At 71.7% G+C, this 16,028-nt stretch carries 12 protein-coding genes; 5 read left to right on the forward strand and 7 right to left on the reverse strand.

Annotated features, from left to right (window positions below):
* Positions 1–54 precede the first annotated feature (54 nt).
* The gene (locus tag WME75_RS03920; protein WP_437486558.1) at positions 55–627 is read left to right on the forward strand and encodes a hypothetical protein; all 573 of its coding nucleotides are present in this window, start codon (positions 55–57) and stop codon (positions 625–627) included.
* Positions 628–1,042: 415 nt separating this feature from the next.
* The gene (locus WME75_RS03925; RefSeq protein ID WP_437486560.1) at positions 1,043–1,552 is read left to right on the forward strand and encodes a hypothetical protein; all 510 of its coding nucleotides are present in this window, start codon (positions 1,043–1,045) and stop codon (positions 1,550–1,552) included.
* Positions 1,553–1,718: 166 nt separating this feature from the next.
* Here WME75_RS03925 and WME75_RS03930 read toward each other — a convergent pair whose 3' ends face one another.
* From WME75_RS03930 to WME75_RS03940, 3 genes are all read right to left on the reverse strand, one after another.
* Positions 1,719–3,404 (reverse strand): protein kinase domain-containing protein, encoded by a 1,686-nt coding sequence (locus WME75_RS03930; RefSeq protein ID WP_437486562.1) that lies wholly within the window; start codon positions 3,402–3,404, stop codon positions 1,719–1,721.
* Between the two features lie 320 nt (positions 3,405–3,724).
* The gene (thiD, locus tag WME75_RS03935) at positions 3,725–4,552 is read right to left on the reverse strand and encodes a bifunctional hydroxymethylpyrimidine kinase/phosphomethylpyrimidine kinase (RefSeq protein ID WP_437486564.1); all 828 of its coding nucleotides are present in this window, start codon (positions 4,550–4,552) and stop codon (positions 3,725–3,727) included.
* A gap of 62 nt (positions 4,553–4,614) precedes the next feature.
* On the reverse strand, positions 4,615–4,860 hold the full coding sequence (locus WME75_RS03940) for a hypothetical protein (RefSeq protein ID WP_437486565.1): 246 nt from the start codon (positions 4,858–4,860) through the stop codon (positions 4,615–4,617).
* Positions 4,861–5,049: 189 nt separating this feature from the next.
* Between WME75_RS03940 and WME75_RS03945 the strand changes: the two genes are divergently transcribed.
* From WME75_RS03945 to WME75_RS03955, 3 genes are all read left to right on the forward strand, one after another.
* The gene (locus WME75_RS03945; protein ID WP_437486567.1) at positions 5,050–5,844 is read left to right on the forward strand and encodes an ABC transporter ATP-binding protein; all 795 of its coding nucleotides are present in this window, start codon (positions 5,050–5,052) and stop codon (positions 5,842–5,844) included.
* Positions 5,841–8,015 carry an ABC transporter permease subunit/CPBP intramembrane protease gene (locus WME75_RS03950; protein WP_437486569.1) on the forward strand — a complete coding sequence of 725 codons (2,175 nt, stop codon included), beginning with the start codon at positions 5,841–5,843 and terminating at the stop codon, positions 8,013–8,015. The genes WME75_RS03945 and WME75_RS03950 overlap by 4 nt, the downstream gene beginning before the upstream one ends.
* 93 nt (positions 8,016–8,108) lie before the next feature.
* Positions 8,109–9,020, forward strand: coding sequence for an extensin-like domain-containing protein (locus WME75_RS03955; protein WP_437486571.1), 912 nt, complete (start codon positions 8,109–8,111; stop codon positions 9,018–9,020).
* 15 nt (positions 9,021–9,035) lie between these two features.
* Here the strand turns inward: WME75_RS03955 and WME75_RS03960 are convergent, their stop codons facing one another.
* From WME75_RS03960 to uvrB, 4 genes are all read right to left on the reverse strand, one after another.
* Positions 9,036–10,973: a glycoside hydrolase 5 family protein gene (locus tag WME75_RS03960; RefSeq protein WP_437486573.1), complete on the reverse strand. Its 1,938-nt coding sequence runs from the start codon at positions 10,971–10,973 to the stop codon at positions 9,036–9,038.
* Between the two features lie 79 nt (positions 10,974–11,052).
* The gene (locus WME75_RS03965; RefSeq protein ID WP_437486575.1) at positions 11,053–12,072 is read right to left on the reverse strand and encodes a LacI family DNA-binding transcriptional regulator; all 1,020 of its coding nucleotides are present in this window, start codon (positions 12,070–12,072) and stop codon (positions 11,053–11,055) included.
* Positions 12,073–12,364: 292 nt separating this feature from the next.
* Positions 12,365–13,546: a phosphoserine phosphatase SerB gene (serB, locus tag WME75_RS03970; RefSeq protein WP_437486577.1), complete on the reverse strand. Its 1,182-nt coding sequence runs from the start codon at positions 13,544–13,546 to the stop codon at positions 12,365–12,367.
* A 110-nt stretch (positions 13,547–13,656) separates the two neighbouring features.
* The gene (gene uvrB / locus WME75_RS03975; protein WP_437486579.1) at positions 13,657–15,834 is read right to left on the reverse strand and encodes an excinuclease ABC subunit UvrB; all 2,178 of its coding nucleotides are present in this window, start codon (positions 15,832–15,834) and stop codon (positions 13,657–13,659) included.
* Positions 15,835–16,028: the final 194 nt, after the last annotated feature.

The following is a 16,028-nucleotide window of genomic DNA, read 5'->3' on the forward strand; positions in this document are numbered from 1 at the left end:
GGGAATTGCTGTAGGCCGCCCTGGTCAGCCAGCGAAACGAACATGGAGAAGAGCATGGTGTCGAGCCGTATCTGGACCGCCATCGCGATCGTCGGGTCCTTCTGCGCCGGTGGCTGCAGCTCGGTGGCGGCGGTTCACGAAACGAGGATCAGCGAGCAGGGGGGGTTCCGGAACCCGGATCACCGGCTCGCCCCGCGAGAGGACGGGGGATACTGCAGCGCCGAGGTGCTCCGCTGGCAGTACGACGAGCCGTCAGCGACGCTCCGGCTCGCCGATTCTCGTTTGATGCTCGATTGCTGCGGGAAGCGCGCGATCCACGTCGAGAGGATCGACAGCCTCTACGAGGTCACCGAGCGGGACGAGCCGGACGACGCCGAGGGGCGCTGCAGCGAGCAGTGCGCCTTCGATCTGTCCGTGGGCGTGCAGGACGTCCCGCGGGGCGAGATCTACGTGAAGCTGCTGCGCGACGTCGTCGATCAGCAGGGCAGCCCGGCCGTGGTCTGGAGCGGCACCCTCGACCTGGACGTCACCGCAGGCGCGGTCGTCCTCGACGACGCCCCCGCGGACGCCGACTGCCACGAGCAGAGCTCGCCGCCCCGGCGCAGCACGACCGTCGCCTCGAGGTGACCACCGCGCCCCCGTCGCCCCGCCGTGCGCTGGGCCGGCGGGATGGGCGGCCGGCAGCGGATCGCGCGCGGCTGTCTGGCACCGTGCCTTGAGGGTGGGATGGTGGAGCAGATCGACCGACCACGACGTCCAAGGTCAGAGGGCCGGGCGTATTCTGCCACGTTTCACCTGGACATTTATTCCCGAAACGCGTAGATCACACTCGAATGTGCGTGCAGCTGCTCCGGGGTGTGGTGGCACGCGCCTCTTACGTACGCCAGACAGCGGCTGTTTCGGCGATAGTTATCGCGGAGACAGATCGCGCCTTCTTATTGAAGCCCTGATTCTTCATTTTGGGCGTATTTTAACAGTGGGGCGAGATAACCAAGGAAGTCTGTGCATGAAGTACGCGCCGGTCTGTAGGGCACTTGCAACGGTGGGTTCGCTGGTTCTCCTGAACGCGTGTCTGGAGACCGAGCCTGCGCAGGTGGGGACCGTGAGCGAGGCCGGTGGGTTCGTGGAGCCGGAGCGGAGGCTCGCCGTCGAGGGGGAGGAGAGCTACTGCGGCGCCGAGGTGCTGCGCTGGCGCTACGACCCATCGAGCGGATCCCTGACGGTCGCGGACAGCCGGCTCCTGCTCAACTGTTGCGGCCAGCGTGTGATGCACGTGGACCGGATCGACAGCATCTACGAGATCACCGAGAGGGACGAGCCCGACGCGGCGAACCCGAGGTGTGATTCGGTCTGCGCGTTCGACTTCGCGGTGGCAATTCCCGAGGTCGCCCCGCGCAAGATCTACGTGCGGCTGCTGCGGGACGTCGTCGACGCGCAGGGCAGCGCGGAGCTCATCTGGCAGGGGGAGATCGACGTCCGGAAGCTGTCCGGCGAGGTGGTGATCGACCACGTCGCCGCGCCGGGCGAGGCCTGCAGCGGATCGTCCCAGTAGGCGCTCGCCGCTCCGGCGCGGGAGCTGCCGGCGAGCGAGGGCTCGCGCCAAAGGTCATGCGCCTGCGTGACGGGCTCGGCGGCTCCGGACGAGCACGCGGCGGCGCCGGCTGAATGACGGCTCGTCGGCGGCGACGCGCGGCAGCCGCAACGGCGCGGCGTCGCCCTCAGTCGATCAGCGTGCGCGCGGGGCGACCCGGCTCGCACTTCACGAGCGTGGCGGTCAGCTCGAGCGTCTCGGGGAGCGTGCCCTGCACCTGCGCGACGACCTGCTCGACCACATGCTGGGCCTCGTCCAGGTTGGGACCCACGATCGAGACGACGAACGTGAGCGGGCCGGTGCGACCGGCCGCGGCCGGCGTCAGGCTGAGCAGCAGCGTCTGGGTCAGGTCCACGACCTGAAGCGCCGCCTTGCGCAGCGCCAGCATCTCGAGGATCGTCGGCCGCAGGCTCACGAGGCCGTTCTGGCCGCGGAGCTCGAAGCGCGCGATCTCCATCGGCACCTCGGCCCACTCGGCGAAGAAGCCGTCCTCGTCGATGGCCTTCATCAGGTGCTCGCGCACGAGCAGCCCCGTGAGGCCGTCGCGCCGCGCAAGGTAGCGCTTCGCCTTGTCGTGGTGCGGCGAGTCCGGTCCGAACGTGACCACCATGAGGCGGCACTCGCCGAGCTGCACCTCGGCGCCGTGGAGCAGCGAGACCTGCGCTTTGCGCTCGAACGGGAAGTCCGCGTACGTGCCGTTCGTGCTGTTCAGATCCTCGACAAGCCAGGAGCCCGTCTGCCAGCGAAGGAGCGCGTGCGAGCCGGAGACGGTCGCCTCGGCCAGGACGAGATCCTGATCGCTGCGGCGGCCGATGGAGAGCACCGGCTTCTGCAGCGGGAACAGCGTGGTGACGCTGTCGGGCGCGTTCGTGGCGTACGTGATGAGCAGCGACTGCGCACCGGGGGTGAACTGCGTCTTGATGGCCCGACCGGGCGCCGGGCCGGGGTCGATGCGCTCGCGCGGCAGCTGGATCGGCGCGGTCGTGGTCTGCGTCGGGTTGAAGAACCGCATGTGCCGCGCCTGCGGGCGCATCTGCGGATCCGGGTTCAGCCCGCGGAAGATCTGCCTGATCTCGTCGTTCGTCAGCGCGGCGGGCACGTCGAACGTGATCTGCTGCTTCATCGTCTTGAGCCGCGGCTTGTAGCCGGGCTCGGGGACGCGGCAGGTCCACATCTCCCAGAGCGTCAGCGCCGCGGCGTAGACGTCGTCCTCGGGGCTCGCCCCGCCGCTGCGCAGCCGCTCCGGCGACATGTAATGAGGCGTGCCGCCGTCCGGGGGCGCACCCGGCTTGCGCACGGCCGCGCGAGCGCGCTCCTTCGCGAAGCCGAAGTCGAGGATGACGGCGCGATCGTCGGCGACCATCACGTTGCCGGGCTTCAGATCGCCGTGCACAAGCCCCTGCTGGTGGATGGCGGCGAGCCCCGCGCAGACGTCGGTCGAGATCTTGCGGAACTCGTCGGCGCTGAACCCGCCGGACGTCTTGCGCTTGCGGATGTGGTTGTGGAGCGTCTGCCCGGGGATGTACTCCATCACGAGGATGGGCCCCCACGTGCTCGGCGCGAGGTCGTGCACGCGGCAGACGTTCGGGTGACGCGCCTTCTGCGCGAGGATCACCTCCTGCCGCAGGGCCTCGTCGTCGCCCGGCATGGCGGAGGCCTCGGGCACCACCTTGAGCGCCACCTGCTGCTGGGTCAGGCGATCAAAGGCCAAGAAGACCTCGCCCATGCCGCCTTTGCCGATGCTCTTCAGGACCTCGTACCGGTCGTTGATGACCGTTCCGACGTCGATGGGAGGGAGGGGATCTTTGGTCACGGCCACGGGCGCACGAAGGGTGAGGAAGAGCTCCGCGCCGGCGCCGAAGCTGACGCGCCGGCACGTCGATACGGACTGCGCGCAGGGTCGTCCATTCGAGCCCCGGGCGCAACGAGTCGTTGCACAAGCGTTGCGGCTTGCCCGTTCGGCGCGGGACGGGGCGGGGCCGGCGCGCGCGCCGCACGGCCGGCCGTGCGGGGCCGGCTGGGCGGGGCCGGCCGTGCGGGGCCGGCTGGGCGGGGCCGGCCCCGCGCGGCCGGCTGGGCGGGGCCGCCGCGGCCGCGGCGCCGTCCACAGGAGGACGCCGCCGCGCGCGGTGTTCAGGAGAACGGCCGCGCCGTGTGGGCGTGGTTCAGCGGACCGTGGCCGTGGCCGAGCCCGGGCGCGGCGCGCATCGCCTCGCGGAGGTAGCGGCGCGCACGCGCGATCGCAGGGACGAGGGCCAGGCCCTGGGCGAGGCCGGCGGCGATGGCCGAGGCGAGCGTGCAGCCCGTGCCGTGGGTCGCGCGCGTCTCGATGCGCGCGTCCTCGAACAGCTGCTCGCCCCCGGGGTGCCCGGAGGCGCCGGGCTCCGGCGCGGTCCGGAGGACGTCGACGACCGTGGCGCCAGGGAGGTGGCCCCCCTTCAGCAGCACGGCGCGCGGGCCCATGAAGAGCAACTGCGCGGCGGCGCGGCGCATCGCGTCCACGCTGTCGATCACCGTGCCGGTCAGCGCCTCGGCCTCCGGGATGTTCGGCGTGAGCAGCGCGGCGAGCGGCAGGAGCTGGACGCGCAGGGCGCCCTCCGCGTCGGACTCCAGCAGGCGCGCGCCCCCCTTGGCGACCATGACGGGGTCGACAACGAGCGGCGTGCCGCGGCCGAGGCGCTCGTAGACGCGCGCGACCTCGGCGATGACCTCGGCCGAGTGGAGCATGCCGGTCTTGATCGCGTCGGCGCCGATGTCGTCGAGCACGAGCTCCATCTGGCGGCCGATGAAGTCGGGCGGCACCGGGAACACGGCGGGGACGCCGCGGGTATTCTGGGCGGTGAGCGCGGTGATCGCGGTCGCGCCGTACGCGTCGAGCGCGGTGACCGTCTTGAGGTCCGCCTGGATGCCGGCGCCGCCGCCCGAGTCGGACCCGGCGACGATGAGGACGCGGCCTTTCATGAAGCCTCCGGGCCGCGCGGGGCGGCCGGCCATGTGTCGTTCAGGAGCACCCGCGCCGCACGTCAGTAATGCTTGTCGAGGACCGCGGGATCCGTCGTCGTCGAGAACACCGTGTCGCAGCGACGGCACCTGTACTTCACCTTCGTCGGCCGGGCCGAGATCCCGAACGCGAGCTGGATGTACCCGAGGATGCGGTATTGTGCCTCCGCGCTCACCATGTAGTGGTCACGGCCGTGTCCGCAGGGACACTGGAGCGGCCCGGACGTCGTGCGGTTGCGGTAGGGCATGGAAGGCGTGCTCGTCGACATGACGTTCCGGCCGGGGAGTCTAGGGGGGGCTGCGGCGGACGTCGAGGGGGCGCCGCGGAACGGCCCCGGAGGGAGCCGGTCGGGCGGCGCGGGCAGGCGTCTCGCGGCCTGGGCCGTGCTCTTGCGCATCGGCCCTGCGCGCCGACCGGCGCTTTGCGCCCCGCCGCGGACCGAATAGGACATGCCGCCATGCGCCCCGCACTTCGCGCCGAGCATCTGGTGAAGCGGTACGGCGACTTCACGGCCGTGGACGGGATCGACCTCGCCGTGCACAGCGGCGAGGTCGTCGGCCTGCTCGGGCCGAACGGCGCGGGCAAGACGACGACCCTGCGGATGCTCGCCGGCATCCTGTCGCCGACCGCGGGGCGCGTCCTCATCGGCGGCGTCGACCTCGCCGCGAGGCCGCTCGAGGCGAAGCAGCGGATCGGCTTTCTCTCGGGCGACACCCAGCTCTACCAGCGGCTCACGCCCCGCGAGGTGCTCCGCTACTTCGGCAGGCTGTACGGCATGGGCGAGGCAGCGCTCTCGCGCCGCATCGACGCGCTCGTGGCCGACCTCGAGATGGACGCGTTCGCCTCGCGGCCGTGCAGCACGCTGTCGGCGGGGCAGAAGCAGCGCGCCAACATCGCGCGCGCCTTCCTCCACGAGCCCGAGGTGCTCATCCTCGACGAACCGACGACCGCGCTCGACATCATCAGCGGCCGCTTCATCGTCGAGTCGATCCGGCGCGAGCGCGCCGCGGGCAGGGCCGTCCTCTTCTCGACGCACATCATGGGCGAGGCCGAGTACCTCTGCGATCGAATCGCCCTCGTGCACGAGGGGCGCATCGCGGACACCGGCGCGCTGCCGGAGCTCCTCGAGCGCACCGCCACAACGAACCTGACGGACGCCTTCCTCCACCACGTGGAGCGGAGCCGCCCGCGCGAGGGGCGCGATACGCCCGGGAGCGCCGGCGCGCCCGCTCCGGGAGGGACGGCGCGATGAGGCTCGCCATCGTCTGGACCATCCTCCGCAAGGAGCTCGTCGAGTCGCTCCGGGACCGGCGCACGCTCGTGCGCCTGATCCTCGTGCCGATCCTCCTCTATCCGCTCTTCGCGCTCGGGATGAGCAAGCTCATCGGCTCCGAGGCGGCGGCGCGCGAGGCGCGCTCGTCGCGGATCGCGGTGTGGGGGGAGCTGGCCGAGGGCCTGCGAACGCGGCTCGATCCGGCGGGCAAGCTCGAGCTCGTGCCGTGGGCCGGCGCGCCGCCGGACGTGCGCGACGGGCTCCTCTCGGGGGCGCTCGCGCCGCCGGCGGGACCGGTGCCCCGGAGCGAGGAGGAGGCGCCCGGGGCCGAGGACCCGCCGCCGCGGTGGACCGAGCCGGAGAACCCCGTGCTCGCCGCGGCGCGCGCCGCGGTGAGCGAGCGCAAGGTCGACGCGGTGCTCGTCCCGTGGCCGTCGCTGGGGACCGAGCTCGGGCGCGGCGGAAAGGGCTCCGTCGCGATCTACTTCGACTCGGTCCGCGCCGACTCGGCCACGGCGGAGGCGCGCCTCCAGGGCGCGCTGCGGCGCGCCCGCACGGCCATCGTCGCGGAGCGAGAGGCGGCGCGCGGCCTGCCCGAGGGGTTCTCGATCGCCTACGACGTCGTGCCGCGCGACGTCGCGGCCGACAGCCGCAAGGTCGGCCAGATCCTCGGCTCGATGATGCCGATGATGCTGATCCTGATGTCGCTCCTCGGCAGCTTCCTCCCGGCGATCGACCTCACGGCGGGCGAGAAGGAGCGCGGCACGATGCAGACGCTGCTGTGCGCGCCCGTGCGATCCATCGAGATCATCTCGGGCAAATTCCTGGCCGTGTGGGTCATCTCGCTGCTCACGGCGCTCGGCAACGTGGTGAGCCTGTCGCTCACGGTGAGCCGGATGCTGCCCGACGTGATGGTCGTCGATCCCTGGATCTTCGCGCTGGCGTTCGTGCTGCTCGTGCCGGTCACGCTCCTGTTCTCGGCGCTGTTCCTCGCGCTCGCCGTGTTCGCGAAGGACTTCAAGGACGGCCAGAACGCGCTCATGCCGGCGTACCTGCCGCTCTCGCTGCTCGCCGGCATCACGGCCCTGCCGGTGGTCGAGCTCAACCCCTGGACGGCCTACGCCCCGGTCCTCAACATCGCGGTGCTGATCAAGGCGCTGTTCGTGGGGGAGGCGCCGGCCGATCTCCTCTTCACGGCGCTCCTCTCCTCGGCGCTCTACGCCTGCCTCGCGCTCCTCTTCGCCGCGCGCGTGTTCGAGCGCGAGAACGTGCTGCTCGGGGGCCAGGAGTCGGCGCGCGCCGTGCTGGGCCTCCGGCGCCGGGCCGGCGGGACGCCGTCGGCCGGGTTCTCGCTGGCGGCGTTCGCGGGCGTCCAGGTGCTCTTCTTCTATGGCAGCCTGCTCATCGCCCGCGCCAGCGTGGTGGTCCAGCTCGCGGTCTCGCAGGTCGGCTTCTTTCTCGCCCCGACCCTCGCGCTGGTCGCCGGCTTCGGCTACTCGCCGCGGGCGACGCTCGGCCTCCGGCGGCCCTCGGTCCGGGGCCTCGCCGGGGCGCTGCTCCTCGGGGTGTCGGCGTGGGCCGCGATCGGCGGCACCGTCCTCCGGTGGTTCCCCGCGCCGGAGCCCTTCGCCCGCGAGCTCGGCGAGCTCGTGCTGCTCGGCGGGCAGCCGTACCCTGTCGTGCTGCTGCTCGTCGCCGTGACGCCGGCCGTCTGCGAGGAGCTGCTGTTCCGCGGCCTCGTCTATTCCGGCCTGCGCCGCGCCGGGCCCGCGGTGGCGATCGGGGTGTCGGCGCTCCTCTTCGGGCTCGCGCACGGCTCGGTGTACCGGCTCTTGCCGACGTTCTCGCTCGGGCTGGTGCTCGGCTACGCGCGCCACCGCACCGGCTCGGCGCTGCCCGGGGCGCTCCTGCACGCCTTGAACAACGGGCTCGCGGTGTCGCTGCTCTATTTCAAGCCGCCGTCGGTGCAGGGCATCATCGAGGGAGAGGTGCTGCCGTGGAGCGTGACGGCGGCGGGGGCGGTCGTGTCGGTGGCCGGGCTGCTCCTGCTCCGGTCGACGGTGCCGGGAGAGCCGGAAGACGGGGCGGCGACGGAAGGGAGCGAGCGCCGAGGAAGCGGGCCTGCGGGGGGCGGCGCGGGAGAGGACTGAGGCTGGCGAACGCGGGCGCCGTGTGGGCGGGCGCGCGGGGATGGGCGGATCGCGCGTCTTGCGCCGGTCGCCCGCTGCGGTACGGACATCGATGTGCACGCACGCTTTCTTCCGGGGCTCGCTGCGGCGGCGATGACCTCGGTGCTGTCCTGCTCTCACGGCGGCCCGACGCTCGCGGAGCTCGGCGGAACCGCGCTGATGGCGCCCCCGGCGCCGGCCCTCGCGGGGGCACCGACCCTCGCGGGAGCAGCGCCGGCCTTCGCAGGAGCAGCGCCGGCCCCCGCGGAACCGGCGCCCGCCGGCGCCGGCGGAGCGCCCGCGACGCCGCCGGCGGCATCGCCGGGATGGGCCGGCACCTGGGTCGAGCACCTCGCCGACGCCGCCGGCCTCGGCGAGCGGCCGCCGCGAGCGCAGCGCCAGTGGAACCACATCGCCGCGGCCGCAGGCGCGGAGTGCCGCGACGCGCTCAAGCTCTCCGGCGCGCGGTTTCAGCCGCTGCCGGACATCGCGAAGCCCAACAAGAAGGGGTGCGGCATCCCGCACGGCGTGCTGCTGACGCGCGGCCCGACTGGCATCGTTTACTCGCCTCCGCTTCAGGTCGACTGCTCGCTCGCCCTCCGGCTGACCGATATCGAGCGCGTGATCCAGGAAGAGGCGGAAGCGCACCTGAGCTCGCCGATCACCCGCATCAGCACCCTGGGGAGCTTCGCCTGCAGGGAAGTGGTCGGCAGGATGCGCCGGTGGAGCGAGGGGCTGAGCGAGCACTCGTTCGGCAATGCATTCGATGTCGCGCGCTTCTCGCCCAAGCGCGGCCGCGCGATCAGCGTGCTCCGCGATTACGTGCTCTACGGGAACGACCCGAGCACCCGCGAGGGGCGCTTTCTCCGCGGCGTGACCCGTCGACTCCGCGCCGAGGGGGCGACCTCGCGCGTCCTCGGGCCCGACTTCGACGCGAGCCACCGGGACCACCTGCACATCGATTGCGGCACGCCGCGCTGGTACTGAGCCGCGGCCCCGCGCTCACCGCGGCCCCGCCCGCAGCTCGAGGATCCGCGCGTCGTACGGCGCGAGCTCGACGGCGCGGACCGGCGTTTTGCCGCCCAGCTCGGTCAGGTGCCCCGAGGCCACCACGGGCTCGACCGAGAGCGGCTCGCCGGCCTGGCTGACCAGGAACACGAAGCGGCGGCCATCCCGGTGGCGCAGGGTGTCGGCCGCGACGCGCGGGTCGTCCACGATCACCGGCCGCCGCACGCCGGCGAGCTCGGCGAGCGCGTCGTACAGCCTGTAGGTGGGCTCCGGGTTGATCCGCGGGGTCGCCGCGGCGAAGTGCTCGATCGGGTAGGTGCAGAGCACGACGCTGCCGCTCCCGACCTGGCGCCGCAGCAGCGCCGGCCGGCCGCGCTCGTCGACCGCGACGACCTCCGCCCCCCGGGGCCGCACCGGCAGGTAAGCGCGGCTGTGGTCGGTGCCGGCGACCGGGAACGTGAGCGTCGTGCCCTCGGCGATCGTGCCGAACCGACGCTCGAAGGTGAGCGTCACGCGATCGCCCTCGATCGGGTCGACCATGCCGTAGCGCAGCTGATGCTCGACACCGAACATCGCGTTGAGGTGCGCGTACCAGGGGCCGCGCTGTGACCCGTGCGTGCCGTGGGAGTACGACGCGTAGACCACCGCGCCGCCGGCGGCCAGCCGCTCCAGGAGATGCCAGCTCGGCGCGGTCAGCTGCTTGGCCGACGGCAGGAGATACAGCCGGCAATCCTCGGCGATCCCGTCCCGCTCCCGGGTCAGCCCGAGCGGCAGATCCGCCTCCTTCGCCGCGATGTAGGCCTGCCGCAGCATCGTGAACAGGTAGGTGCGATCCTCGGCCTCCGTGAACGGAAACGCGCCCTCCAGGTACGACGGCACGATCAGCGCCGCGTCGGCCGGCTCGCGCTCGCAGCCGAGGACGTCGATGTCGGCGAGCACCCTGGCGAAGCGGGCCATCTCCTTGAGCTGCGGCTTGGGGCGACCGTCGGTGGTCGTCAGCCCGAAGTGGAGCTCGAAGGGGTGATGGCGGTAGGGATCCTGGTGAATGAGATCGAAATCGGTGTTGTTCCAGCCGATCCAGCCGGTGGCGCCGGCCAGCAGGGTGTTGTGGAGGACCTGCCGGTAGTAGTGCGCGGCGTTCTCGTCGGACGCGAAGCCCGAGGACACGCCGAACTCCTCCAGCACCACCGGCTTGCCGAGGAAGCCCGTGAGCTCGCAGACGAACGCCGCGCCGTAATGCTGGCGCACCAGGTCGTTCTCCATCCGGTACACGTGCGGGCCGAGGAAATCGACGAGGGCGCCGAGGTCGCGGACGGAGAACCCGTTGTCGTTGCCGGTGACCTCGATGCCCCACGCGCCGTCGCCGATCGAGATAGGCTGGCTCGCCCCGCCGGCCCGCAGCGCCTGCACGAGCAGGCTCGCCCAGCTCGTGACCGTCTCGCGGACGGAGCGCTCGCGCTCGCCGTAGATCGGCATCTCGTTGGAGATGAGCCAGCCGGTCACCGCCGGGTGGCCCGCGAAGCGCCGCGCCATCTGCTCGCCGAACCACGCTTGCCGGGCGACCATCCACACGTCCCCGTAGAGATCTCGCCCGCGCCGCCAGGCCGGGTCCCAGTTCTCGCCGGACATGTGGCCGACGAGGAGGGTCGGGATCGTGGTCAGGCCGGCTTCCACATGCGCGTCGAGGAAATCGCCGTAGCGCTCCACGCAGCCCTCGTCGATCCGGTCGGGCTCCGGCATGAAATGGGGCCAGTAGAAGAACGATCGGGTCATGGTGAGGCCGTGCTCGGCGAGCACCCGGAGCTCCTCGCGGACCAGGGCCGGATCGTAGCTCTGCCACATGAGCGGGCCGCCGCGCCTCGACCAGAAATTGGCCCCGAGCCAGGCGACGGCCTGCTGACGAACAGCGACTTTGGCGAAATTGCGGTGCATATCCCTCGAGCAATCGACTTAATCGGTTCAGTCTACAGCGTGCAAGGGAGGAACGCACCCCCGGCGGGGCGAGGCCGGCTCAGGCGCGAGGGGGCGGCGCGGTGCTGCCCCGCGTCGCCAGCGTCGGGGCGCTGCACTCGACGTCGGCGATCGCCTCGCCGGCCACGAGGCGCAGGAGCAGCGCGGCGGCGTGGGAGCCGTGCTCGACGATGTTGCGGCGCACCGCGGTCAGGGCGGGGTGCACGAGCTGGCACAGCGCCGAGTCGTCCCAGGCCACGATCGACAGGCGCTCGGGCACGGGGACGCGCATCTCCTGGGCGACGGCGAGCGCGGCCACGGCCATCACGTCGTTGTCAAAGACGATGGCCGTGGGCGGCGTGGTCCCGGCGAGCAGCCGCCGCGTGGCCTGGCCCCCCGCCTCGCCCGTGTAATCCGCGTGGACCGTCTGCACCCGCTCCAGCCGGCGCTGGCGGGCGGCCGCGTTGAACGCCTTGGTGCGGAGCGCGGTGTGCATGAACTCCGCGGGGCCGGCGACCCGCGCGATCGACCGGTGGCCGAGCGCGGCCAAGTAGTCGACGACCGCCCGCATCGCGCTCGCGTCGTCGCTCCACACGCCCGCGAGCCGCCCCTTGCCCGCCGGTCCGCCGACCACCACCGCCGGGAGCTTCAGCTCCTCGATCAGCTTCACGCGCGGATCGCCCTCGCAGAGGTCGACGAGGATCACCCCGTCCACCCGCCGCTCCGCCCACCAGCGGCGGTACGTCTCCAGCTCGGCCGCGCGATCCTCGGTCACCTTGAGCAGCAGCGCCTCCGCCTTGTCGGACAGCTCCGCCTCGATGCCGGAGATGAGCTGCATGAAGAACGGCTCGATGCCGAGCGTGTGCGCGGGCCGATCGATGACCAGACCGACGGCGCTGGCCCGGCCGTCGGAGAGCGCCCGCGCCGCGTTGCTCGGCTGCCAGCCGAGCTCCGCCGCGATGGCCAGGATCCGCTCGCGCGTCGGCTCCGACACGCCGGGCCTGCCGTTCAGCGCATAGGACACCGCTCCCTTGGACACTCCCGCACGCCACGCGATGTCCGTGATCGTCGGACGCTTCACGTCTCACCTCCGCTCCAGGCGACGGAGCCCGCCTGCCGTGTGGACCTGCTCCGTCTCATGGCCTCGGTGGATAGCACGGCGGCCTGCGGGCGAACCTCACGCCGCGCACGGCCGGACGCCGCGCGAGGCCGCCGAGCCAGCGCAGCCGCTCCCACACCCTCACCCACCGCAGGCGCCGCGGGCGAGGGGCCGCGGCGGGCGAGCGCTCGGCTCGGCGCCGTGTCGACAGGCCGGCCGTGGACTGAATCGGTTCAGTTTTGTGGGCCGGCGCGCCTGTCGAGGGCGGCGCCGGTCACGTCACTTCCAGGAGCTCGCGCTCGGTGATGCCGAGCAGGAAGAGGATGGCGTCGAGGCCGCTCGCGGACAGCGACGTGTCGGCGGCCTCGCGCAGCTTGGGCTTCGCCCGGAACGCGACGCCGAGGCCGGCGCGCTGGAGCATCAGGAGGTCGTTGGCGCCGTCGCCCACGGCGATGGTCTGATCGAGCAGCACGCCTTCCGCCTGCGCGATGGTCTCGAGCAGCTCCGCCTTGCGTTGCGCGTTGACGATGGGCCCGGTGACCCGGCCGGTGAGCTTCCCGCCCTCGACCTCCAGCGCGTTCGAGTAGGCGTAGTCGATCCCGAGCCGCGCCTTCAGCGCCTCCGCCGCGATCGAGAAGCCGCCCGAGATCACCGCGGTCCGGTAGCCGAGCCGCCTCAGCACGCGGATGAGCGTCTCTGCGCCCTCGGTGATGGGGAGCTCGGCGGCGAGCTTCCGGAGCACGCCGACGTCGAGGCCGCGGAGCAGCGAGAGCCGCTGGCGGAGCGACTCGTCGTAGTCCATCTCCCCTTGCATCGCCCGCTCGGTGATCTTCGCGACCTGCTCCGCGACGCCCTTTGCGCGCGCGAGCTCGTCGATCACCTCGATGCGGATGAGCGTCGAGTCCATGTCCATCACGACGAGCCGCTTGCTCCGGCGGAAGAGGCCCTCTCGCTGCAAGGCGAGGTCGAAGCTGCTCTGCGTGGCGAGCGCCAGGAGGGCCTGCTTGAGCGCGTCCGCCTCCTCCTCGCGCTGGAGCAGCACCTGGATCTCCACCGAGGAGAGCCGCTCGACGGACAGCCGCGCGACCTTCTCGATGTTCGCGTCGTGGGCGGCGAGGGTGGAGGCGACGTCGTGCAGCTCCTTGGCGCCGAGCTCCCGGCCGATCGCCGTCACCACGTAGCGGCTCCCGGGAGCGCGCGGCGGCGCGCCGCCGTCGAGCGGCTTGAAGTCGAGCGCCACGCCGAGCTCCCTGGCGGCGAACAGGAGCTCCTTGAGCGCGCTGCGCGCCTCGGGGAGGAGCACGAGCAGCGCGAGGTTCAGGTTTCCGTGGATCACCACCTGCTCGATGTCGAGCAGCGTGGCGCCGATGTCGCTGAGGACGCCGGTGAGCCGGGCGGTGATGCCAGGGTGGTCCCTGCCCGTGACCGTGACGAGGATGGGATCGGAGGCGGCCATCGCGGGCCCCTTAACAGGGCCGCGCCGCAGGGTCGACGTGGATCGCGCGCGAGGGAGGGGAGGGCGCCTGCCGGATCACGCTCCTTATTCCCCCGCTGCGGGCTCCGTCGCTATCGGTAGCGCCCGCCCCCGCGCCCCGCCGCCGCCCGCCCGCCGCCCTTGCTGCTGGCCGCCGCCCGCGCGCCGCCGTTGCCGGCCGCGGTGCCCTTGCCGTTCGCGCCCCGCCGGCTCGCCGTCCGCCCGGAGCGCGCCGGCTTCTCCTCGGCCACCTCGCGCGCGGCGCCGGCCTCCCCGTCGCCCTGCTGGGCCTTGAGCTGGCGGAGCTGATCGCGCAGCCGCGCCGCCTTCTCGAACTCGAGGTTCTCCGCCGCCGCGAACATCTCCTGCCGGATCGCGTCGATCTGGTCGACAACGTCCATCGCGGCGCGCGCCGCGTCGGCCGCGAGCTTCGCCGGGCCCTTCGACACGGCGTAGTAGTCGCGCGTGCCCGACGTGGGCGACAGGTCGAGGATCGCCTTCTTGACCGTGGCCGGCGTGATGCCGTGCTCCTTGTTGTACGCCTCCTGGATCACGCGCCGCCGGGTCGTCTCGTCGATCGCGCGCTTCATCGCGTCGGTGATGCGATCGGCGTACATGATGACCTCGCCGTTCACGTTGCGGGCGGCGCGGCCGATCGTCTGGATGAGCGAGCGCGGGCTCCGGAGGAAGCCCTCCTTGTCGGCGTCGAGGATGGCGACAAGCGACACCTCGGGCAGATCGAGCCCCTCGCGCAGCAGGTTGATGCCGACCAGCACGTCGAACTCGCCGCGCCGGAGATCGCGGAGGATCTCGACGCGCTGGAGCGTGTCGATGTCCGAGTGGAGGTAACGGACCCGGATGCCGAGCTCGGTGTAGTACTCGGTGAGATCCTCGGCCATCCGCTTGGTCAGCGTCGTGACGAGCACGCGATCGCCGCGGGCCACCCGCTCCCGGATGCGCGCGAGCAGGTCGTCGACCTGCCCGCCCACCGGCTGGATGCGGATCTGCGGATCGATGAGCCCGGTCGGCCGGATGATCTGCTCGACCACCGAGCCGGCCGACTTCTGGATCTCGTAGTCGCCGGGCGTCGCGCTCACGAACAGGACCTGCGCGTAGTGCTGCTCGAACTCCTCGAACTTGAGCGGCCGGTTGTCGAGCGCGCTCGGGAGCCGGAACCCGTACTCGACGAGCGTCTCCTTCCGCGCCCGATCGCCCCGGAACATCGCCCCGACCTGCGGGACCGTCTGGTGCGATTCGTCGATGATGAGGAGAAAATCCTTCGGGAAATAGTCGATCAGCGTGGGCGGGGGCTCGCCGGGCTTCCGGCCCGAGAGGTGGCGCGAGTAGTTCTCGATGCCATTGCAGAACCCCATCTGCTCCAGCATTTCGAGATCGTACATCGTGCGCTGCTCGATCCGCTGCTTCTCGAGGAAGCGCACGGCCTTGTCGTAGTGGTCGATGCGCTCGCGCAGCTCCTCGCGGATCGCGTGGATCGCGAGCCGGAGCTGCTGCTGCTCGGTGACGTAGTGGGAGCCGGGGAAGACCGCGTAGCGATCGAGCTGGCCCACCACCTTGCCGCGGACGGGGTCGACCTCCTTGATCGCCTCGATCTCGTCGCCGAAGAACTCGACCCGGATCGCGAGCGACTCCTCGTAGGCGGGGAAGATCTCGACAACGTCCCCGCGGACGCGGAACGTGCCGCGGTGGAAATCGACGTCGTTGCGCGTGTACTGGATGTCGACGAGCCGCCGCAGCAGCTCGTCGCGGCGGATCTCGGTGCCGCGCTCGAGCTTGATCAGGAGCCCGTGGTAGCTCTCGGCCGAGCCGATGCCGTAGATGCAGCTCACCGAGGCGACGATGATCACGTCCGGCCGCGAGAGCAGCGCGTGCGTCGCCGCGTGGCGCATGCGGTCGATCGCGTCGTTGATAATCGCGTCCTTCTCGATGAAGGTGTCGCTCGTCGGGACGTAGGCCTCGGGCTGGTAGTAGTCGTAGTAGCTGACGAAATAGTGGACGGCGTTGTTGGGGAAGAGCTCCCTCATCTCACCGTAGAGCTGGGCCGCCAGCGTCTTGTTCGGCGCCATGATGAGGGTCGGCTTCTGCAGCTTCTCGATCACCTTGGCCGCGGTGAACGTCTTGCCGCTGCCCGTGACGCCGAGGAGGACCTGGAAGGCCTCGCCCTGCTCGAAGGCGGAGCAGATCTCCTGCAGCGCGCGAGGCTGGTCACCGCACGGCTTGAATTCGGAGACGAGCTCGAAGGGTGTGGGCATGGAGCGAAGGACCCTAGTGCGGCGAGGGCCTCCTCGCAACCTCCCCCGCGGCCAGGGCGGACGGCCGGGGCGCCCTGCCCTGCCTGGCCCTTTCCAGAGGGGCAGGGGGGTCGGTTCTCGTCGGTTCTCGTCGGTTCTCGTCGGTTCTCGTCAGTTCTCGCCGGTTCTCGTCAGTTCTCGTCGGTTCTCGTCCG

The organism is Sorangium sp. So ce1014, from assembly GCF_051521505.1.
Classification (GTDB): Bacteria; Myxococcota_A; Polyangia; order Polyangiales; family Polyangiaceae; genus Sorangium.